A 19,407-nucleotide genomic window follows, 5' to 3' on the forward strand; every position below is an offset into this window, starting at 1 on the left:
TTTAATTTTAATTAAAATTTCATAAAAAGCGAGGTTGTGAAATGAAACTAAGACAGCTATTCCTGTTACAAAAAATAAAGACTACGATAACGGTACTGTTGATTGGCCTTCAAGCAATTACACAGACGCTAGCTGCGTTGATTCTCGCTCTAGCCATTAATGACTTGATTGCTAAAGAATTACAGTCTTTCTTCATTCAAATAGGTTGGGTTATTTTGATGTGAGTGATCACGTTGAGCAGCTCTTATTGTGCCGCCTTTTTAAAGCAAAAAATTATTCAAGATAGTGCCGAGTATCTTCGTGAACAAGCGCTGACCAAAGCATATCAGACCACTGAACAATCTGAAGGTGAAGTGAAAAAAGCCTATTATATAAATTTAGCTACAACAGATATTTTGACCATTGAAACAGGTATTTCCAGTGTATTTGTGTTAATCGGTTCGATCATGGCTGCTATTTCTTCCAGCATTGCTTTATTTTATTATAGTTATTGATTAGTACTTGCTACGTTTTTCTTTTCATTGCTTTTTTTAGTGATTCCAATCGTATATAAAAAACAATTAATTGAAGTAACGCAGAACGTTTCAAAACAAAATAAATTAATTACTAAAGATACTACCAATTTGATTATGGGGATTTTTGATTTATTCAACGAAAAAATCAAGTCAATTCCTTAAACATGAAACATGTAAAATTGGCATACACTAAAGTAACGAATTTAGTGACGGTAATGATTGCTTTGGAGAATATTTTAAGTCAATTTTGTTTGATTGGTTTAGTAGGTTATCTGGCCTATCAGGGTCAACTAGGGTTTGGAGTCATTTTAGCTGTGGGCAATCTAGCAAATCAATTTTTCTCAGCAATCAGTGAATTGAGTGAAACCAATGCAAGTATTTTGAGTACACAAGCAATTTTAAATAAATTTGAATCAATTACAAACGATACAAAAATAAATAGACCACGAATATTTACAAAAGAGATTCGCGCAGTTCAACTTGAATATGTTTATCCAAATAAACAGGTCTCTTTTCCCGATATGCATTTTGAAAAAAACAAAAAATACCTAATCGAAGGCGAAAGCGGTTCTGGAAAAACAACATTGATCCAACTATTGACCCGAAGTTTGAAGCATTATAAAGGATCTTTACAATTTGATGGAACAGAATATGTGAAATTAAGCACAGTTGACGTGTTACAATCAGTGGCGTTGATGTCTCAACAAACATTTATTTTAAATGGAACCATCAAAGAAAATATCTGCTTAGCTCTTCCGTTTGATCAAATACGATTTGATCAAGTACTAGAAAATAGTCATTTGAATGAACTTATTGCTACCTTACCGCAAAAAAGCGATACCGAACTAGATAGTGATCATTTACGGTTGTCTGATGGACAATTGCAACGAATCGCGATTGCACGAGCATTTTATCATCATAAGGATATTTTGATTTTTGATGAAGGAACGGCCAATCTAGATGCTAAAACAGCCAAAGCGATTGAAGAAATCGTACTAACCACACCAAATCAAACCGCAATTATCATCAGCCATAGCTTTAAAGAAGAGCTAAAACGATTCATAGATCTTAACGTAAACACACACTTGCTACTTCTAAAACTATAGAAGTAGCAAGTGTGTGTTATTTAGGATTCGATTCTTGGAGATTACACACTAGCAAACAGGATATATACATTCGATAGAAATAGTAAACTACCGATGCCTATTAGACTACAGGAAAGTGTAATCTTTATCTTATGATTGTCGATTTTTTTAAGTAAAGCTAAGCTCAATAAGCTGATCAACCCTAAGGTGAAGAGATACGTTCGACCAGAGGATGCCCAAATTGTAGGTGAAAATGCTAAAATCATGCGCACGACGATGGCAGCACTAAATAGCAAGCTAAATAGCCATTTTTGCCCTGTAGTGATCATAAGGCGATGAAAACTAAACAGTACACCGATTACAACAAGGAATAAGATTAAATCTGGGATCCATGTAGTGGGGTGTTTAAATTGAAATGTTGTCCCATATTGATTGAATTGAGCATAAAAAAAGGTGCGGAACGTTTCAGGTACGATTTGAAATAGATTGTACGCCAATGCTAAACTTAAGCCCAATGGCACGACAGATCCAATAAGGTCGATTGGTTTGAGCGTTTTCTTCACCATTAAACAAATCAACAATATAATCAACAACAACACAGGTAAGGCCAACTGATCAAAAAACAAATGACGAATAGTAGAAGAAAATCCTATTTCTAACTTGCGAAAGAGACTTAAGCTTTCGTAGTCCGCAAACCATTGTGTCACTTCTGAAGCATACCGGACTTGATTTCCTGGAGCGAGTAGGATCACGATCAAATTGATCAATGTGATGCCTAAAAAAGGTAAAACTTGCATGACAGCAAGATCTGAGCGATAAAGCAAGTATGCGATTATCAAGACAAGATAAGTTCCAAATAGTGGTAACATTTGTTCATGATTCGTGGCATAAATACTGGTTACTAAACCGATTAGATATAAAGGAAGTTTGACTTGATGTTGTGCGATCTGCCAAACACTGTAACTTGCGAGTAAAGCGCATGCGTAGACCCAAAGGTAATTCGTGCTTGTCGCAATCCAACCTGTATCATAAAATAAAGTCAAAGGGATACATAAAAATAGCGCCGTTGAACAACATAAATCGAGTATACGAGGCGATCGACGTATAAAAAAAGCAGGCAGAATACTTGCGATCGTCATCATCAACGCATCAAGAAGACGCCAAAACCAAAAATGTGTGACACTATAAAGCGTAAACGTTTCGATCACCAATCGTGAGCTCCACGTATGATACCGATGTGTTAAAAAAGTACTATAATTTCCGTGGTACTGTGTGTGTAACGGTTCAAAAAATAAGACCAAATCGTCTTTTGCATGGGTCAAAGGGATCATAAAATGAAAGCCTAAAAAACCTAAGAAAATCAAAAAAATCGTCAGATAAAGCTTGCGATTTTCGTGTATCGATAGTCGATTCATCAAGACACTCCTAACATAATAAACATTCTAGTCCATTTTATCGGTTCTAAAATGAAAAAGCTAGATGTAAATAAATGAAATGAGGAACGTAGTTATGGCTTTAACCTGGAAAATCAAATCATTTTCAACATTAACTCCTAAAGAACTCTATAGCATCATGCAACTAAGACAAGAAGTATTTGTGATCGAGCAAGCATGTATCTATCAAGATGCGGATGGATGGGACGAGCAAGCATTGCATCTGTTTTGTTTAGATGGACAACAAATTTGTGCCTACAGTCGCTTATTTTTAGCTGGAGTGAAATATCCTCAAGCATCGATTGGCCGTGTTGTAGTCGCAACATCGCATCGAAAAACCGGATTAGGCCGCATATTATTCGCTGAAGGTGTACGCTATTTGACAAAGGAATATCAACAACAAACGATTTATTTACAAGCACAAGCTTACTTGGAATCGTTTTATGCAAGTTTTGGTTTTCAAACGATCTCAAAACCTTATCTAGAAGATGATATCTTGCATGTTGATATGTTGAAACAAGAAGAAAACTAGCTTTTATTTGCGTGAAACAAGGCTTTCAAGTATGATACACATAATAAGAAAGAAGGGAACGATCCTATGCAAGAACGACAAAATGACGTGCTGATCCGCGGGATTTTTGAATGTTTAGATATCCCAGCTGAAATCGCGAATGAAACAATCGAGAACAATACGATTTATTGTTATGAAAATGGTTCATGGAATCCTCATAAAAAAGAGCAAGAAGTTATAAAGGCTACTATGGAATTAGGGTTACGTCCTTTTTTAGTGATTCAACAAGAGCAACATACCATTGTTTTGTATGTTGATAAATTAGTAGAAAATGCAGACGCGATTAAAGAGACACAAAAAGAAGCACATGCGCGTGTCAGTCAATGGTTAGCCGATGCTGAAAATGAAAAATATCACGTATTGGTGTATACTGAAAATCATACGCAAGCAATTCAAAAAGAAGTCGTGATCCGTAAAACAGCAGAGGGAAATTATACTGTTTTGTAAAAAAAGACAAATATGAGAAAGTAAAGAGAGATGAATGCTTGATTGAAGCCGATTCTTCTCTTTTTTTAATGTTTTCTGAAAAAAATATTGCAAAAACTCACATTATTCTCTAATATGGGGAGGAGTCATTTAGATAGAGAGGGTGCGTTATGGAAAAGGAACGTTTACAAAGAAAACTCGGTGCACGTCAGATACAGATGATTGCATTGGGAGGAGCCATTGGAGTTGGCTTATTTATGGGGTCAGGAGCGACGATCGCTTGGACTGGTCCATCCGTTATTTTAGCGTATCTAGTAGCGGGAATGTTTTTATATTTGATTATGCGTGCGTTAGGTGAAATGCTCTACATTCAGCCAAATTCTGGTTCATTTTCTCATTTTGCAAGCAATTATTTAGGTAAACCATATGGCTATATTACAGCATGGAGTAACGTATTTGAGTATTTAATTGTTGGGATGAGTGAAATTATTGCAGTCGGAGAATACATGAAATTTTGGTTTCCAGACTTGCCGTCGTATATCCCAGGGATTATCGCGATTGCGACATTAGGACTTGCCAATTTGATTTCTGTAAAATTTTTTGGTGAATTAGAATTTTGGTTTTCATTTATCAAAGTTTTCACGATTATTTTAATGATCATTGCAGGTTTTGGGTTGATTTTCTTTGGTTTTGGTGATGGTGCGATTGGATTTTCAAATCTTTGGGCACATGGAGGTTTTTTCACTGGTGGATTTACAGGCTTTTTCTTTGCCTTATCGATCGTCGTGTCTTCGTATCAAGGGATTGAATTGCTCGGAATGACAGCCGGAGAAGCAGAAAATCCTCAATCGACGATTACAAAAGCGATCAAATCAACTGTTGGTCGAATTTTAGTTTTTTATGTCGGTGCGATTTTTGTCATTGTGACGGTCTATCCATGGAATGAATTGACCACATTGGGTTCACCTTTTGTCCAGATTTTTTCTAAAATCGGGATTACATTTGCTGCCGGACTGATCAACTTTGTCGTATTAACGGCTGCTTTATCCGGATGTAATTCAGGGATTTTTAGTTCAAGTCGGATGTTATATAGTATGAGCTTGCGTGGAGAAATGCCAAAATCCTTTAGTAAATTAACAGCTCACGGTGTCCCATTGTTTCCAGTAGTGACAATGTCTGCAGGTATTTTGATTGGGTTTGTCTTAAATGAATTGCTACCGTTTGTATTGCCAAGTGTCAATAATTTATTTATTGTCGTATATAGTTCAAGTGTACTTCCAGGAATGATTCCTTGGATCGTTATCTTATTAAGTCAGATCAAATTTAGAGAGCAACACCAAGACTTGATGGAGGATCATCCGTTTAAGATGCCATTTTCGCCTTATAGTAATTATTTGACGCTAGGATTTTTAGCGATCGTGTTGATCTTTATGTTTATCAATCCTGAAACAAGAGTGTCTTTAATAGTGGGAATCATCTTTTTGATTCTTGTACGTATCGATTATTACCGACGATTTGAGCGTAAGATGCGATAAAGAAAAAGAAGCTGTGACAGAAGTGAGTAGTTTTAAGAAATAAGCCATTTATTCGATTTTTAGAGGATGTGATCAATTTTTGTCACATCCTCTTTTTTTGATATCAAATGGAGTATAATAAACAAAAAAGGAGTGATTTTAATGGATTGGCAAACGATCATGAAAAGACGTGCAGAGCGTAAAGCGCGTAAAAAAGCGATGTTAAGACAAAAAAATGCTCAGCTTCGTGCACAAGGAAAAAATCCGTTAAAAGGCTGGGGGACAATGGTCGACAGTGGATATGGCGGGATAAATAACGGCACTAGTAAATTGGATACAAAACCCTTTTTACTAGAAGAACAACGAAGAATCCGAAAAAAATAGAGCCAGAGAACAAATCAGTGAAGTTAGACTATTGGTTTAGATGACCGGTTTTTGGCGCTCGTGAGCAAACATTCAATCTAAAATAGCTAGAAACTGACAGAACAAAAAATAGTAGAAAAAAGATTGACGCTAAAAATTGCTTATGGTATATTCTCTATAACGTTTTGACGTTACCGAAATAACCGAGTAGATTGGTCAATCCCTCTATCAGAAAGTCGATGGTTGCTGTGAATCGATGAAATTGACAAATTGAATTACATTAAAGTAGGTTACAATTGCATAGAGTCAGAGTGGAAAACGAATCGTTTTCAATTAAGGTGGTACCGCGGAATAAACTTTCGCCCTTAGCATTAGGCTAAGGGCGTTTTTTTATACCCTTTAATTGAATGACATTAGAACTGGTAATCAAGAAAGGAAGAAAAATATGAGTTTTGAAGCATTAAGTAGTCGCATTAATTTAGAATTAGTCAAAAACACTTCTACCCTAACGGCGGAACAAACTGCCTATAAACAAGCACGCGATATCGAATTAGCCAATATCATCAAAGGGGACGATCCACGCTTTTTACTCGTTATGGGTCCTTGTTCAGCAGATAATGAATTGGCAGTGATGGAGTACGCGAAACGTTTGTCACAATTACAAGAACAAGTCAAAGATAAGGTCTTTATCGTGCAACGAGTCTACACCAATAAACCTCGAACGAATGGGGATGGCTATAAAGGTCTATTGTACCAAAAATCACCCGAAGAAGAAGTCGATTTGATCCAAGGACTGGTTTCTGTACGTAAGATTCACCGTCGTGTAATGACTGAAACTGGATTAACGACAGCAGATGAAATGTTGTATCCAGAAAATTTTGAAGTGGTGTCAGATCTAGTGAGTTATCATGCTGTCGGTGCGCGTTCAGTAGAAGACCAACAACATCGTTTTGTAGCAAGTGGAATCGATGCGCCAGTCGGCTTGAAAAATCCAACAAGTGGAAATTTGTCGATTGCTTTTAATGCGCTACACGCGGCACAACGCCAACAATCATTTATCTATAATGGAATGGAAGTATTGACAAGTGCCAATCCACTTGCACATTTGATCTTGCGTGGTGGCGTCAATGAGTTTGGTAAAGTGATTCCAAACTATCATTATGAAGATTTACTGCAAGCGGCGAACCTTTACGAAAAAGAAGCCTTCCATAATCCGATGGTGATGGTTGATACAAACCATGACAACTCGGGTAAACAATATTTAGAACAAGTTCGGATCACCAAAGAAATTCTTTCGAGCCGTAAATGGAACGATAAAATCGCTAAGACTGTTCGTGGATTGATGATTGAAAGCTATTTAGAAGATGGCCGTAATGAACCAGGAAAACAAGCTTTTGGCCAATCGATCACGGATCCATGTTTGGGTTTTGAAAAAACTAAAGAATTAGTAGAATACATCTATAAAGAAGTTTAAATCAAAAAGAGACTGTGACAAAAGTTGGTCACAGCCTCTTTTTTGTATGTATTGATCGATTTAGCCTTCAAAAAAAGTAGCACAAGCATGTATTCGACTGAACGAGAGCGCTAGGTTGTAAAAGACCGCGCTTTTTTTATGTCTAAAAAGAGCGTTTTCATTTTTGCTTTCATATTGAGAAGGATTCTTTTGCCTAATTATTAGATTTTGATGATAAAAAATGTATTAAATTAAAATTAGATGAGTTAAAGTAGGAACAAGCCAAAGAGGAGACAACCAAAAGGAGGATCTGTTATGACACAATTTTTTCAACCGCAATTAATCGTTCAGTATTTTCCCAAAATTTTAAGTGCACTACCTGTAACACTAGGAATCGTACTGATGGCTACAGGGATCGGTTTAGTACTAGGTGCGCTGATTGCATTTAGCCGCATCGAAAAAGTTCCTATACTCGCACAAATAAGTACCGTATTTGTTTCATTTATCCGTGGAACACCGATCTTAGTACAACTATATATCGTCTATTACGGGATTCCGGCACTTTTACAAGCGACAGGACTTGATATCTCCAACTGGAATAAGCTGATTTTTATTTACATCACATATGGATTAAATACTGCAGCCTTCCAATCGGAAACGATTCGCGCAGCAATATTAAGTATCCCGGAGCATCAAAAAGAAGCGGCCATTGCATGTGGGTTATCCCGGAACCAATTTTACCGTAAAATTTTGTTCCCTCAAATGTTAAAAATCGCACTTCCTTCTTTTGGGACAACGACAATTGCCTTATTACAAGATACCTCATTAGCTTTTACAATTGGTTTGATCGATGTAGTCGGAAAGGCAAAAGCGATCGGAGCAGTCACTTATCATACATTAGAAGGATATATTGGAGCGGCTATTATTTTTATCGTACTTAGTATCGTACTCGAACAAGTTTTCCAAGTATTAGAAAAAACAGTGCAATACGAACGAACCGTACAATTGGCAAAACCACGTATTTTATTTTTCAAAAAAAATTCCCTATCGACAGGGTATAAAGGAGAAAATATATGAAAAAACAATTGAAATGGATCATGATGACGGTCGCAGTAATTGGATTGAGTGCAACGTTAGCTGGATGTAAATCAGAAAGTAAAACAGCCAAAGCCGATGCGAATCAAACGATTAAAGTAGGAACAGGAAACGATGCCTTGCCTTATGCTTATTTGAATGAAAATGGTGAGTATGATGGCTATGATGTCGCAGTTGTCAAAGCGATCGCAGAAAAATTACCAGAGTATACTTTTGTTTTTGAAGGCGCCGATTTTCCAACGACCCTGTCGAATCTAGAAAGTGACAAGGTCACGATGGCTGCGTATGAATATGAAATGAATGACGAACGAAAAGAAAAATTCGTTTATGGTGATGTAGGATATGTCACATGGGATACGTATATCGTCTATGATGCCGATAAAAAAGAAACCTACCAAACATTTGAAGATTTGAAAGGGAAAAAAGTCTATGTGACAACAGCGACCAATCAAGCAGCGATGGCTGAAAATTATCTAAAAGAACATCCTGATGCGTTTACACTCGTTTATGGTGAGTACAATAATGAGCAAATCGTTCAAGCACTAACCTCAGGAGCAGTGGATGCCACGCTCGCACCTAAATATCAAGTCGATAACTATAATCGCACTTTCGATACAAATCTAAAAATCGGCGATCAACCAGTCCACAATTCGGATGCCTATCTTTTATTCAATAAAAAAACTGATCCAGCATTCATCAAAAAGGTCAACACCGCTTTAGCCGAGTTGAAAAAAGAAGGGACATTAAAAACTTTATCTGAAAAGTATCTTAAAGGAGATTATGTCAGTAAATAGAAAGTAGGGATGAAAATGAGTTTTCATATTGATATCATGTTGCAAACACTGCTGGTTGCGAGTCGTTATATTTGGATCACGTTGTGGATGTCTGGATCGTCTTTAGTGATTGGTAGCTTATTGGGACTTGGGATCGCACTTATTCGTTATTTAAAGATCCCGCTTTTTTCTCAGCTATTTCAATGGACGATGCCCATCTTCAAAGGAATCCCAATCGTTTTATTGATCTTAGGAGTTTATCTAATTGCTTCTAAAACATTTGATAATGTGGCTCAATCCATGCATTGGTCTTTACGTTTTAAAAACTTTCCGTTGATTACAATCGTGATTTTTGCCCTTAGCTTTATGGCGATGATTAATAGTAGTGAAATTTTCCGTGGCGTGTTCCAAGGTGTTAAAAAAGGACAACTAGATGCTGCTCGTTCACTGGGGATGAGCAGAGGTCAGATGATTCGTCGTGTCTTGCTTCCCCAAGCCTTTCCAACAGCGATTCCAATGTTGAGTAATTTATTTATCCAAATTATTAAAGCGTCAGCATTAGCTTCTATGGTTAGTGTAGTCGATGTGTTTTCAGCAGCTAAAATCACTGCTCAACAAAATTATCGTTTTTTAGAAGCCTATATTGCCGTAGCGATCGTGTATTGGGGCTTGAGTCTTGTGATTGAACAAGCGACAAAAGGCTATGAGAAAATCCAACACAAAAAATTTAGGAGGACTGTTTGATGAGCTATATCGAAATTCGCCAACTTAAAAAATCATTTCGTAAACACGTTGTATTGGATGGTCTTGATCTTGATATTGAAGAAGGGAATGTCATTGTCTTACTAGGACCAAGTGGATCGGGGAAAACGACTTTTCTACGTTGTTTGAATTTTTTAGAACAACCAGAATCAGGCACGATCAAACTAGATCAAATGCAAGTCGACAGCGCGCGATTAACTAAAAAAGTGCGTGTAGCCTACCAAAAGCAGACTGCGATGGTTTTTCAACATTATGCTTTATTTCGCAATCAAAATGCTTTAGAAAATATTGCACTGCCACTAATGGCAGCACAAGGCTATACCAAAGAGGAAGCTTTCAACCGCGCAGCTGAATTGCTCGATCAGGTAGGATTACGTGAACGTGCACAATTTTACCCTAGTGCATTATCTGGAGGACAGCAACAACGAATCGGGATCGCACGTGCGTTGGCTTTAGCACCAAAACTCATGTTATTTGATGAACCGACAAGCGCGTTAGATCCCGAATTAGTTCAACAAGTCTTGCTCGTTTTGAAAGAGATCGCTAAACAAAAGCAAACAATGGTCATTGTGACTCATGAAATGCGTTTTGCTTATGAAGTGGCCGATCATATCGTATTTATGGAACACGGTAAAATTGTAGAACAAGGGCCACCCAAGCACTTTTTCCATCATCCAAAACAAGAACGAACACAAGCCTTTATTGCGAAATTTAGAGAACAATTACCCTTAGACGAAATGGAGGAAGCGATATGAACTATTCATTTGCCAACCGTATTGAAACATTAACAGGATCTGTATTACGTGAAAATGCAAAAAAACGTCAAACAAATACACAACTTATTTCGTTTGCATATGGCTATCCATCGGTTCAAGCGTTTCCGATGGAGACTTTAGGCAAAATATCAGAAAAACTGTATACGAAAATCGATCCCGAAACCTTTTTGCAATACGGGGCTACAGAAGGGGATAGCCGATTGCGCCAATTGATTGCTGCTCGTTTGCGAAATACGGTCGACATCCAAGTAAAAGAAGATCCTTTGATCGTTTCAGGTTCGACACAAGCCATCGATTTGGTTATCAAAACATTATGTAATGAAGGTGATATTGTGTTGTGTGAAGCCCAAACCTTTTCAGGTGCTGTCAATGCAATCAAAAGCTATGGTGCAATTCCTAAAGCGATTCCTTTTGATGTTGAGGAACAATCGATGGATCTTGCTTATTTAGAAAAAACCTTAGCACAAGATCATGAACACAAAATCAAGTTGATCTATGTCATCCCAACTTTTCAAAATCCTTTAGGAACATCGATGCCGTTAGAACGTCGTCAAGCGCTCTATGCGCTGGCGTGCCAATATGATGTGTTGATTTTAGAAGATGATCCATATGGCGATTTGCTTTATACAGGAAAAGCGATTCCCAAAATAAAGAGTTTGGATAACGAGGAGCGTGTGATTTACGCTGGCTCATTTTCAAAGATCTTAGCACCAAGTACCCGTCTAGGATTTATTGTGGCACCCACACCAATCTTTGATAAATTGGTTCTAGTCAAACAAACGACAGATTCGCACACAAATTTTTATTGGCAAGTCATGCTTGCTGAATTTATGCAATATTATGCATTTGAAGCGCATGTAGAAACATTAAAGCAACTTTATGCACGCCAAGCAAAATTGATGATGAGTGGGTTACAAGCGTGTCCAAGTGACTTATTGACCGTTATTGAACCAACAGGTGGGTATTTTATTTGTTGCCATCTGACTGAACAAGTCGATCCACTTCGTTTTTATGATTATCTTGAAACACATGGATTAGCTGTCATCCATGGCAATATCATGAGTGTTTCAGGTAAAGGATATGATCGTTATTTCCGCTTGAATTTTACAAAACCGAGTCCTAAAGAAATCCAACAAGGCTGCCGTATCATACAAAATGCTTTAATAGATGCAAGTGTATATATGCAACCAGTCAGCGTTTAGAAAGGAGAAGCCAATGAGGATTATTTATTATGGTGTGCAGCCAGAAGAGGAAAGTACCATCCATCAATGGGCATTTCGCTATCAGATTCGTGTCACGATCGTTCATAAAGCGATCGATACCGTCAATGTCCATCTAGCAAAGCACCATCAAGGTGTATGTTTGTTTCCAAGCCAAGTGATGCGTACGTCAGAAGAAATCTATCGAATTTTGGCTGCTTATCAGATTCAAACGATCGCGATCAAATCGACAGGAGTTGAAAGCGTGAATTTTGAATGGGCAAAAAAATATGGCTTAACGATTACGAACGTGCCTGCATATAGTCCAACTTCTGTAGGTCATTATGCTGTGATGGCGATTTTGATGGGATTACGGAACGTACCACAAATTATCCAACACTATAAGATGCCAGCAGGTAAGGAAATGAGTGAAGTCACGATAGGATTAGTTGGGATGGGGCGGATCGGGAAAGTCGTAGCAAAAAATTGCCAGGCACTTGGAGCCAAAGTGATTGCGACCACAAGGAGTAAGCAGTTTGGAACTTACGAGGGAATCGAGTATTGTTCGTTTAAAACCTTGATCACGCAGTCAGACGTCATTTCCTTACATCTTCCCCAAACACAAGAGAGTTACCATTTGATTGATGAGCAAGTATTTGCCCAACTAAAAAAAGATGTCGTATTCGTCAATACAGCCAGAGGCGCGATCATTGATACCAAGGCGATGCTGTTGTGGCTAAAGGCAGCGCCATTTGCCTCAGTGATTTTAGACACAGTAGAAGATGAAGAGGAGTATCGCAGTAATTATACCGATAATCCTTGGTATCAGCGGCTATCAATTCATCCTCAAGTCATGATGACCCCGCATATTGCCTATCACACGAAACGCGCAGTGGATGAGATCGTTTGGACGGCACTGAGTAATACAATGGAGATCTTGACGACTGGAAAATCAGCCAATCAAGTGTTCTCATAAGGAGGAAACCAAATGATTAAAGCACAAGTAAAAGCCTTGAAAAAAAGTTTTGGCAAACAAGAAGTATTAAAAAATATCGATTTTACAATTCAAGAAGGTGAGGTTGTCTGTATAATTGGACCAAGTGGCTCTGGTAAAACGACCTTTTTACGTTGTTTAAATGTGTTAGAAGAACCCGATGAAGGACTGTATCAGTTAGGGGAAGTGCAATATGATTTTGCCAGAATGGGAAAAAAGCAAGCTCGTGAAATTGCACAACACACCGCGATGGTCTTTCAATCTTACGAGTTGTTTGAGCATCTGACCGTTTTAGAAAATATTATGGAAGGATTACGCACGGTACAAAAAATTCCGAAAAAACAAGCACACAAACTGGCATTAGAAAATTTGGCTAAAGTGGGATTAAGCGATAAACAACATGCCTATCCCATCCAGCTATCCGGTGGTCAACAACAGCGAATCGGTATCGCGCGTGCGATGGCCTTATCTCCTGAATTATTATTATTTGATGAACCAACCAGTGCTTTAGATCCAGAATTAGTTGAAGAAGTCTTACAAGTCATGCGTGAATTAGCGCAACAAGGGCAAACCATGGTGATTGTGACTCATGAAATGCAGTTTGCTCAAGAAGTAGCCGATCAGGTTGTATTTATGGCAGATGGACTCGTGATTGAAAGTGGGTCGGCTACAACTTTATTTCAATCACCTCAACAAGAACGAACGCAGCATTTCTTAACACAACTTAGATTTCAAGAACTTCAGCTGACCTAAATGAGGGTCAGTTTTTTTGTGTTTACATAATAAAGTTATCGTAAGTGTTATAAAATCTAACATGTAAAGGGAGGTCTAGCTTGCATCTTTTGCCTAAGCTCGTTAAAATAGAAAAAAAGGTGAGGTGTAGCGGATGGATGCAATTGATCAAAATATTTTAAATATTCTACAAAAAAATGCACGAGAGACAGTAAAGCAAATGGCCGAAGAGTGTTTTATTTCGTCACCATCAGTATCTGTGCGTTTGCAAAATTTAGAAAGCCAAGGATATATCAGTTCTTATCAAGCGATACTGGACTATCAAAAAATTGGATTTGCTATTAAAGCGTATATCCATTGTGCAGTGAATGCCAAAGATAAGGGATCTTTTTATGGATTTATCGAAGACGTTCCCAATGTAGTAGAGTGTGATTGTATTACGGGAGATTTTTCGATGATGTTAAAAGTATATTTCACCAACACGGTCGAACTTGATGAATTTATTAATCAGTTGCAACGCTTTGGCGATACCAAAACGAATGTGGTCTTTTCGACTAGAGTTGCTGCTCGAGGGCTACAATTAGAGCATGATGAACTTTCAGATAAAAAAAATAAATAATCCGTAACTTGCTTTCTATTACTTATCTAGAAGGCAAGTTACGGATTATTTGCGGTCCATTTTAGATGTTGTTGGTGTTGCAATTGATTTAATTCTAATTGTGCTAAAATCGTCGTTGGTACTTTAGATAGCTCGATTGGTTTAGGTGTTCCAATCAGGTGACCAAATAAAATAAAGGCACGGATATACGTTTTTGGGGCTAGTGGGATAACCGTTTCTCCGGATCGTTCGTATGTGATTTGTTGAGTATGTTTTTGGTTATCTACTGCAGTTAAGTGATAGGTGTAGGTATATGAATCCAAAATCGGATTTCCTTGATCGTCTAAAGTATGTAATTTCAAAGGGATCTGTTCAGGAACGGCTGCGTAGACGACAAACGAATGATACACGTCAAGTACTTCACGAGAGAGGGTTTGGTGAAAATAAGCCACGACACCAATGAACAAGATACAAAAACATGCAATAAATTTCTTCATACGCGTGAACATCCTTTCGTTTAGTGTGTCTCTACTATACGAAAAAATAACAAAAAAATTCCATCGAAATGCGTAACATTTTTGTCACACTAAACGATGGAAGGCAAGACTTAATCAATAAAGCATTTAAATTGCGTGATGTGTTCAACTAAAGGTTTTTGGTTGTGGGTAAATTCAATCTGGATCAATTGTTCGCCTAAAGCCTTGACGCTGGCAATTTTGTTTCCATATTGATCTTTTAGTGATTGGCTCGCTTTTAATGTGTGTAACAAATGATTGATCGTTTGTTCAACTTCTTGCGCTGCGGACATGTCCATTCCTCCTCTATGTTAACTTTATCATACCAAAATTAGCAAAATATGACTATGATTTACTGCGTCTTTTAGGTCTTTTTAAATGAGCGATCATTTCTGTCAGCTCTGCTAACACCGTCTCATCTTGCTCTTTTTCTAACAACTCTTCAAATAATAAAATCGTTTCTTCTGGATAACGTTTTGTTAATTCCCCAATAGCCCAAACGGCAGTTGCCCGAATCACCGGACGAGGATCTTTTAAGCATTGCATAATTTCAGGTAGATGCTCTTTTGCACCTAGGTTTGCTAATGCCATAAGCGCATTGCGCTGGAGCGGTTTTTTTCCGCGCCATGATCCAGCTAAGTGTCCGAATTGTTCTTTAAATTCTCGGTTCGATAACTGCAACATCGGGACTAGTTTTGGAAAAGCTTCTTCTTGTTTTGGCTCCATCTCAGCATGAAAATCTTTGCCTTTATTATAAGGGCAAACCAATTGACAGATATCACAACCATAAATGATATTACGGATTTTTTTTCGATATTCGATCGGCATCATGCCTTTTGTTTGTGTTTGATAGGATAAACATTTTTTGGCATTCATTTGTCCATTTCCTAATAGTGCTGTGGTCGGACACCCCGTGATACAACGTGTACAAGAACCACAACCATTTGGAATGGGCGTATCTGCTTCGAATTCTAAATTAGTGACGATCTCACCTAGATAAACGAAAGAGCCGAATTCTTCAGTGATCAATAACCCGTTTTTTCCAATAAAGCCTAAGCCCGCTCGTTGTGCAACGGCGACATCGATGAACTCCCCAGTATCGACTTCGGCTTTAAAGCGTGGATCATCTTGTTGGGCTTCTTGTTTGATAAAGGCAATCAATTCATTGAGTCGACTTTTTAATATATCATGATAATCGATTCCCCAAGAAGCACGTGCGAATTGTCCGCGCTTTTCTTTACGGTCAGGTTCTTCATGTAATTTAGTAGGGTAAGCAAGTGCGATCGAGATGATCGATTTAGGTTGATCGAATGTCAGTGATGGATCGATCCGTTCTTCGATATCTGGATGTTCAAAACCAGAAGTATGCCCAGCCTCTTTTTGTGCATATAACGATTCCCGATAGTCAGTAAAAGGCTCAGCAGTGGTAAAGCCGATCTTATCGATGCCGATGCGTTTACTTTCGGCAATAATTCGTTCTTTTAGCGTATGCATAGTGATCTCTCCTTTAAGGTAATCATACCGAGAAAGTCGCAAATATTCAAAGAAATCTTGTTCTTTTTCAGAGAAAGTATAGTTTCTTTTCGCAATAAATGATAAACTAATGAAAATTACGAGAGAATGAAAAGAGGTCTGTTATGACAACAATCTACACGAGTACGCGTGGTGGACAACAACACGTTACAGCGTCACAAGCGATTTTACAAGGTTTAGCTACAGATGGTGGGTTATTTGTACCTGAACATTTCCCACAAGTAAACTTAGACTTTGAACAATTAAAGGAACAATCGTATCAAGAGATCGCGCTATTGATCATGAAAGCTTTTTATAGTGATTTTTCAGAAGCTGAATTAAAAGCGTGTATCAAAGCGGCTTACGACGATAAATTTGATACCGACGTTATTGCACCTGTAAAAAAAGTGGGGACGGAGTATTATTTAGAATTATTCCATGGTCCGACATTAGCCTTTAAAGATATGGCGTTATCGATCTTACCTTACTTGATGACGACTGCGGCAAAGAAAAATCAGTCGACAAATGAATTAGTGATTTTAACGGCCACTTCTGGAGATACAGGAAAAGCGGCAATGGAAGGGTTTGCGGATGTCGAGAATACGAAAATTATTGTATTTTATCCTAAAGAAGGCGTCAGTAAGATTCAAGAACAACAAATGCGCACTCAAAAAGGCGACAATACGTTTGTTGTCGCAGTCGAAGGGAATTTCGACGATGCACAAACACGCGTGAAAGAGATGTTTAATGATCTTACTTTACGTCAAACATTGGCATCACATCAAAAACAATTCTCATCAGCAAATTCAATCAATATCGGGCGTTTGATCCCACAAGTCGTCTATTATGTATATGCTTATGCACAATTGATACACCAACAAGAACTGACCAACGGGCAAACACTGGATGTCAGTGTACCGACTGGAAATTTTGGAAATATTTTAGCGGCTTACTATGCGAAAAAACTGGGTGTGCCGATTGGAAAATTGATTTGTGCATCCAATCAAAACAACGTGCTAACAGATTTCTTCACGAGTGGTATGTATGATCGAAATCGTGAATTTTATGTCACAAGCTCGCCTTCGATGGATATTTTGATTTCAAGTAATTTGGAACGTTTATTATACGAAGTTTCAGGACAAAATACCGACACGACAAGCTATTTGATGGAAGAACTTACGACGAAAGGAAGTTATGAATTAGAGGTCGCTTTACGTGAAGGATTAAGTGACTTTTTAGTGGCATATGCCACGGATGAACAAACGCAATTGGCGATCAAACAAGTTTTTGATCGTGAAGGATATGTGATCGATCCACATACAGCGGTAGCCAAACATGCACTAGACCAAATGACGCAACTTTCAGATCCTGCCTTGATCGTATCGACGGCAAGTCCATATAAATTCCCTGAATCTGTGGTGCGTGCCTTTGATGAAGTCAAACATGTTGAAAACGAATTTGGGTGGGTAACTGCTCTGTATGAAGAAACAAAGCTAACGGTTCCGCCGGCTGTAAAAACATTATTTGAATCCCCTGTTTTACACGATCGTACCATCCCAGTAGATGAGATGTTGCCTTGTGTGAAAGAGATTTTAAATATCAATGAATAACCAAACGAGGCTGTAACAAAAGTGGACAGCTTAAAAAAAATGAGCCAAATAACTACCGGTTTCGGTAATTATTTGGCTCATTTTGTTAGGTGTTACGCAGAGTAATCACTGCGGTAATACCGTAAGACTAAAATCGTTTGACTGATCGACAAGTATAAAAATAAGGCTGAGATGATCAAAATCGATTTTTCAGCAAATACGCGATAACTAATCCCCAACACAACAGCGCCAATCAAAAAAGCAACGACGACTAACGTAAAATGGATAAACGTACCTAAAGCCTTTTTATCTCGTGTCAACAGATAATCGTAAAGACCAACAGCCATGCCTTTTAAATTTCCCGTAGTAAATAAGCTCGTATAGACACGACCATTGATCTTGTCAAATGAGATCCACTGAGCGGCAGTAATAAAGGAAATCGCAATGGTCACTAACGTTGTATGCTCGTGGATAAATGATAGACTGAATAAGAAAAAGAGTAGTGTTTCTGCATAAAGAATGATCAAACGCCAAAATGGCCAATTGCGTTTGCGAAAATAATGCATCAAAGCTTTCCCAAAAAAAATTCCTAAAAAGAAAAAAAGTGTCGAAAGAAATTTTTTCCAAACACTTCCCCATTGACCATCTATCGTTTGCATGATTGCTAAGATTAAATTTCCGGTTTGAGCAGAAGCAAAAGAATCGTAATGCATATACGTATATAGATCGACCGCACCACCGATAAAGGCAAGGATCAACCCTACCGAGCGAAACTCATGAATGTCTTTTTGCACATCTTCACCTACATATTCTATGATTTTGCTAACACTATAACAAATATTCTGAAAATTTCAATAAAAATGAAAAAATCATCATAAAAAAAGAGGCTATGACAATCATCTGTCACAGCCTTAATGTTTAACGTGAACGTAGAGAAGTGATCAAGGTTTCAATACCTGATAAAATGATCACAACACCTGCTAGTTGTAGCGCAAGTAAGATACTTTTGAAGGGATTGAATAAAAGTAACAATCCGACAATCAATAAACATAACCCAAACACTACTCGGGGCCAACGTGTACGATTGACTACGCGTACACCTTTAGGCTGTTGCATCAAATACACTAACCCTTGAATAATCAAAATAATCCCAAAGAAAATCGGGAAGATCGAGATAATTGGTTTTGACAAAACTAAAATGGCCAAAGCAGCGATGAGAAGCAATACACCACTTGTCACGCCAAATCCGACAAAACCAGTGTCTTTGCGCATTCGATATGTGGTCCATAAATTCATGATCCCCATGATTGCGACATAAGCCGCTAATACATACACCACTCCGTTAAAAAACTTTTTAGGTTCGATTAATAATAAAAAGCCGATAATAACATAAACGATCGTTCGAACCCAAGCGTAACGTTGCATATGATCTAAAAATTGTCTCATATAGATTCACCTCTTTTTTTATTGTCTCGTTGGACTTGTGTATAGTATAACATACT

23 protein-coding genes are annotated in these 19,407 nt (G+C 37.9%); 17 read left to right on the top strand and 6 right to left on the bottom strand.

What is annotated here, in order from left to right:
• Positions 1 to 41: 41 nt before the first annotated feature.
• From ACWOEC_RS05290 to ACWOEC_RS05300, 3 genes are all read left to right on the top strand, one after another.
• Positions 42 to 224, top strand: a complete 183-nt coding sequence (locus ACWOEC_RS05290; RefSeq protein ID WP_455306549.1) for a hypothetical protein — start codon at positions 42 to 44, stop codon at positions 222 to 224.
• A gap of 9 nt (positions 225 to 233) precedes the next feature.
• Positions 234 to 494 carry a hypothetical protein gene (locus ACWOEC_RS05295; protein WP_455306551.1) on the top strand — a complete coding sequence of 87 codons (261 nt, stop codon included), beginning with the start codon at positions 234 to 236 and terminating at the stop codon, positions 492 to 494.
• 185 nt (positions 495 to 679) lie between these two features.
• Positions 680 to 1,621, top strand: coding sequence for an ATP-binding cassette domain-containing protein (locus ACWOEC_RS05300; RefSeq protein WP_455306553.1), 942 nt, complete (start codon positions 680 to 682; stop codon positions 1,619 to 1,621).
• 41 nt (positions 1,622 to 1,662) lie between these two features.
• Here ACWOEC_RS05300 and ACWOEC_RS05305 read toward each other — a convergent pair whose 3' ends face one another.
• Entirely contained in the window at positions 1,663 to 3,015 is a 1,353-nt protein-coding gene (locus ACWOEC_RS05305; protein WP_455306555.1) for a DUF6056 family protein, read from the bottom strand.
• Between the two features lie 94 nt (positions 3,016 to 3,109).
• Between ACWOEC_RS05305 and ACWOEC_RS05310 the strand changes: the two genes are divergently transcribed.
• The 13 genes from ACWOEC_RS05310 to ACWOEC_RS05370 all read left to right on the top strand — a co-directional run bounded on the left by ACWOEC_RS05310 (position 3,110) and on the right by ACWOEC_RS05370 (position 14,310).
• Positions 3,110 to 3,565, top strand: coding sequence for a GNAT family N-acetyltransferase (locus ACWOEC_RS05310; RefSeq protein WP_455306557.1), 456 nt, complete (start codon positions 3,110 to 3,112; stop codon positions 3,563 to 3,565).
• Between the two features lie 66 nt (positions 3,566 to 3,631).
• Positions 3,632 to 4,051, top strand: coding sequence for a hypothetical protein (locus ACWOEC_RS05315; RefSeq protein WP_455306559.1), 420 nt, complete (start codon positions 3,632 to 3,634; stop codon positions 4,049 to 4,051).
• A 149-nt stretch (positions 4,052 to 4,200) separates the two neighbouring features.
• The gene (locus ACWOEC_RS05320) at positions 4,201 to 5,565 is read left to right on the top strand and encodes an amino acid permease (protein ID WP_455306561.1); all 1,365 of its coding nucleotides are present in this window, start codon (positions 4,201 to 4,203) and stop codon (positions 5,563 to 5,565) included.
• 141 nt (positions 5,566 to 5,706) lie between these two features.
• Positions 5,707 to 5,928 (top strand): hypothetical protein, encoded by a 222-nt coding sequence (locus ACWOEC_RS05325; protein WP_455306563.1) that lies wholly within the window; start codon positions 5,707 to 5,709, stop codon positions 5,926 to 5,928.
• A 391-nt stretch (positions 5,929 to 6,319) separates the two neighbouring features.
• A complete protein-coding gene (locus ACWOEC_RS05330) occupies positions 6,320 to 7,381 on the top strand; it encodes a 3-deoxy-7-phosphoheptulonate synthase (protein WP_455306599.1) in 1,062 nt (353 codons plus the stop codon).
• Positions 7,382 to 7,675: 294 nt separating this feature from the next.
• Positions 7,676 to 8,437: an amino acid ABC transporter permease gene (locus tag ACWOEC_RS05335; protein WP_297077758.1), complete on the top strand. Its 762-nt coding sequence runs from the start codon at positions 7,676 to 7,678 to the stop codon at positions 8,435 to 8,437.
• Positions 8,434 to 9,249, top strand: coding sequence for a transporter substrate-binding domain-containing protein (locus ACWOEC_RS05340; protein ID WP_455306567.1), 816 nt, complete (start codon positions 8,434 to 8,436; stop codon positions 9,247 to 9,249). Before ACWOEC_RS05335 ends, ACWOEC_RS05340 begins: the two co-directional genes overlap by 4 nt.
• 15 nt (positions 9,250 to 9,264) lie before the next feature.
• Positions 9,265 to 9,972 carry an amino acid ABC transporter permease gene (locus ACWOEC_RS05345; protein WP_455306569.1) on the top strand — a complete coding sequence of 236 codons (708 nt, stop codon included), beginning with the start codon at positions 9,265 to 9,267 and terminating at the stop codon, positions 9,970 to 9,972.
• The gene (locus ACWOEC_RS05350; protein WP_455306571.1) at positions 9,972 to 10,745 is read left to right on the top strand and encodes an amino acid ABC transporter ATP-binding protein; all 774 of its coding nucleotides are present in this window, start codon (positions 9,972 to 9,974) and stop codon (positions 10,743 to 10,745) included. Before ACWOEC_RS05345 ends, ACWOEC_RS05350 begins: the two co-directional genes overlap by 1 nt.
• Complete coding sequence (locus tag ACWOEC_RS05355; protein WP_455306573.1) at positions 10,742 to 11,968, top strand: aminotransferase-like domain-containing protein; 1,227 nt, start codon at positions 10,742 to 10,744, stop codon at positions 11,966 to 11,968. Before ACWOEC_RS05350 ends, ACWOEC_RS05355 begins: the two co-directional genes overlap by 4 nt.
• Before the next feature lie 13 nt (positions 11,969 to 11,981).
• A complete protein-coding gene (locus tag ACWOEC_RS05360; RefSeq protein WP_455306575.1) occupies positions 11,982 to 12,941 on the top strand; it encodes an NAD(P)-dependent oxidoreductase in 960 nt (319 codons plus the stop codon).
• Between the two features lie 12 nt (positions 12,942 to 12,953).
• A complete protein-coding gene (locus tag ACWOEC_RS05365; RefSeq protein WP_455306577.1) occupies positions 12,954 to 13,712 on the top strand; it encodes an amino acid ABC transporter ATP-binding protein in 759 nt (252 codons plus the stop codon).
• 133 nt (positions 13,713 to 13,845) lie between these two features.
• Positions 13,846 to 14,310: an Lrp/AsnC family transcriptional regulator gene (locus ACWOEC_RS05370; protein ID WP_455306579.1), complete on the top strand. Its 465-nt coding sequence runs from the start codon at positions 13,846 to 13,848 to the stop codon at positions 14,308 to 14,310.
• A gap of 38 nt (positions 14,311 to 14,348) precedes the next feature.
• On the opposite strand, the gene ACWOEC_RS05375 is transcribed toward ACWOEC_RS05370, so the two are convergent.
• The 3 genes from ACWOEC_RS05375 to queG all read right to left on the bottom strand — a co-directional run bounded on the left by ACWOEC_RS05375 (position 14,349) and on the right by queG (position 16,298).
• Entirely contained in the window at positions 14,349 to 14,786 is a 438-nt protein-coding gene (locus ACWOEC_RS05375; RefSeq protein ID WP_455306581.1) for a DUF1093 domain-containing protein, read from the bottom strand.
• A 110-nt stretch (positions 14,787 to 14,896) separates the two neighbouring features.
• The gene (locus tag ACWOEC_RS05380; protein WP_297077739.1) at positions 14,897 to 15,097 is read right to left on the bottom strand and encodes a hypothetical protein; all 201 of its coding nucleotides are present in this window, start codon (positions 15,095 to 15,097) and stop codon (positions 14,897 to 14,899) included.
• Between the two features lie 52 nt (positions 15,098 to 15,149).
• Positions 15,150 to 16,298: a tRNA epoxyqueuosine(34) reductase QueG gene (queG, locus tag ACWOEC_RS05385; RefSeq protein ID WP_455306583.1), complete on the bottom strand. Its 1,149-nt coding sequence runs from the start codon at positions 16,296 to 16,298 to the stop codon at positions 15,150 to 15,152.
• 143 nt (positions 16,299 to 16,441) lie between these two features.
• Here queG and thrC point away from each other — a divergent pair, with 143 nt between their 5' ends.
• Positions 16,442 to 17,926, top strand: coding sequence for a threonine synthase (gene thrC, locus ACWOEC_RS05390; RefSeq protein WP_455306585.1), 1,485 nt, complete (start codon positions 16,442 to 16,444; stop codon positions 17,924 to 17,926).
• A 92-nt stretch (positions 17,927 to 18,018) separates the two neighbouring features.
• Here the strand turns inward: thrC and ACWOEC_RS05395 are convergent, their stop codons facing one another.
• A complete protein-coding gene (locus ACWOEC_RS05395) occupies positions 18,019 to 18,699 on the bottom strand; it encodes a YoaK family protein (protein WP_455306587.1) in 681 nt (226 codons plus the stop codon).
• A 124-nt stretch (positions 18,700 to 18,823) separates the two neighbouring features.
• Positions 18,824 to 19,351: a DUF308 domain-containing protein gene (locus tag ACWOEC_RS05400; RefSeq protein WP_297077730.1), complete on the bottom strand. Its 528-nt coding sequence runs from the start codon at positions 19,349 to 19,351 to the stop codon at positions 18,824 to 18,826.
• Positions 19,352 to 19,407: the final 56 nt, after the last annotated feature.

The organism is Enterococcus bulliens, from assembly GCF_053761865.1.

Excerpts from the sequence above, each read along its gene's own strand:
- ACWOEC_RS05340 (WP_455306567.1), top strand. The coding sequence starts at position 8,434 with ATGAAAAAACAATTGAAATGGATCATGATGACGGTCGCAGTAATTGGA.
- ACWOEC_RS05360 (WP_455306575.1), top strand. The coding sequence starts at position 11,982 with ATGAGGATTATTTATTATGGTGTGCAGCCAGAAGAGGAAAGTACCATC.
- ACWOEC_RS05365 (WP_455306577.1), top strand. The coding sequence starts at position 12,954 with ATGATTAAAGCACAAGTAAAAGCCTTGAAAAAAAGTTTTGGCAAACAA.
- ACWOEC_RS05290 (WP_455306549.1), top strand. The coding sequence starts at position 42 with ATGAAACTAAGACAGCTATTCCTGTTACAAAAAATAAAGACTACGATA.
- ACWOEC_RS05300 (WP_455306553.1), top strand. The coding sequence starts at position 680 with ATGAAACATGTAAAATTGGCATACACTAAAGTAACGAATTTAGTGACG.
- ACWOEC_RS05345 (WP_455306569.1), top strand. The coding sequence starts at position 9,265 with ATGAGTTTTCATATTGATATCATGTTGCAAACACTGCTGGTTGCGAGT.
- ACWOEC_RS05310 (WP_455306557.1), top strand. The coding sequence starts at position 3,110 with ATGGCTTTAACCTGGAAAATCAAATCATTTTCAACATTAACTCCTAAA.
- ACWOEC_RS05355 (WP_455306573.1), top strand. The coding sequence starts at position 10,742 with ATGAACTATTCATTTGCCAACCGTATTGAAACATTAACAGGATCTGTA.
- ACWOEC_RS05325 (WP_455306563.1), top strand. The coding sequence starts at position 5,707 with ATGGATTGGCAAACGATCATGAAAAGACGTGCAGAGCGTAAAGCGCGT.
- ACWOEC_RS05375 (WP_455306581.1), bottom strand. The coding sequence starts at position 14,786 with ATGAAGAAATTTATTGCATGTTTTTGTATCTTGTTCATTGGTGTCGTG.
- ACWOEC_RS05305 (WP_455306555.1), bottom strand. The coding sequence starts at position 3,015 with ATGAATCGACTATCGATACACGAAAATCGCAAGCTTTATCTGACGATT.
- ACWOEC_RS05315 (WP_455306559.1), top strand. The coding sequence starts at position 3,632 with ATGCAAGAACGACAAAATGACGTGCTGATCCGCGGGATTTTTGAATGT.
- ACWOEC_RS05335 (WP_297077758.1), top strand. The coding sequence starts at position 7,676 with ATGACACAATTTTTTCAACCGCAATTAATCGTTCAGTATTTTCCCAAA.
- ACWOEC_RS05320 (WP_455306561.1), top strand. The coding sequence starts at position 4,201 with ATGGAAAAGGAACGTTTACAAAGAAAACTCGGTGCACGTCAGATACAG.
- ACWOEC_RS05400 (WP_297077730.1), bottom strand. The coding sequence starts at position 19,351 with ATGAGACAATTTTTAGATCATATGCAACGTTACGCTTGGGTTCGAACG.
- thrC (WP_455306585.1), top strand. The coding sequence starts at position 16,442 with ATGACAACAATCTACACGAGTACGCGTGGTGGACAACAACACGTTACA.
- queG (WP_455306583.1), bottom strand. The coding sequence starts at position 16,298 with ATGCATACGCTAAAAGAACGAATTATTGCCGAAAGTAAACGCATCGGC.
- ACWOEC_RS05350 (WP_455306571.1), top strand. The coding sequence starts at position 9,972 with ATGAGCTATATCGAAATTCGCCAACTTAAAAAATCATTTCGTAAACAC.
- ACWOEC_RS05370 (WP_455306579.1), top strand. The coding sequence starts at position 13,846 with ATGGATGCAATTGATCAAAATATTTTAAATATTCTACAAAAAAATGCA.
- ACWOEC_RS05380 (WP_297077739.1), bottom strand. The coding sequence starts at position 15,097 with ATGTCCGCAGCGCAAGAAGTTGAACAAACGATCAATCATTTGTTACAC.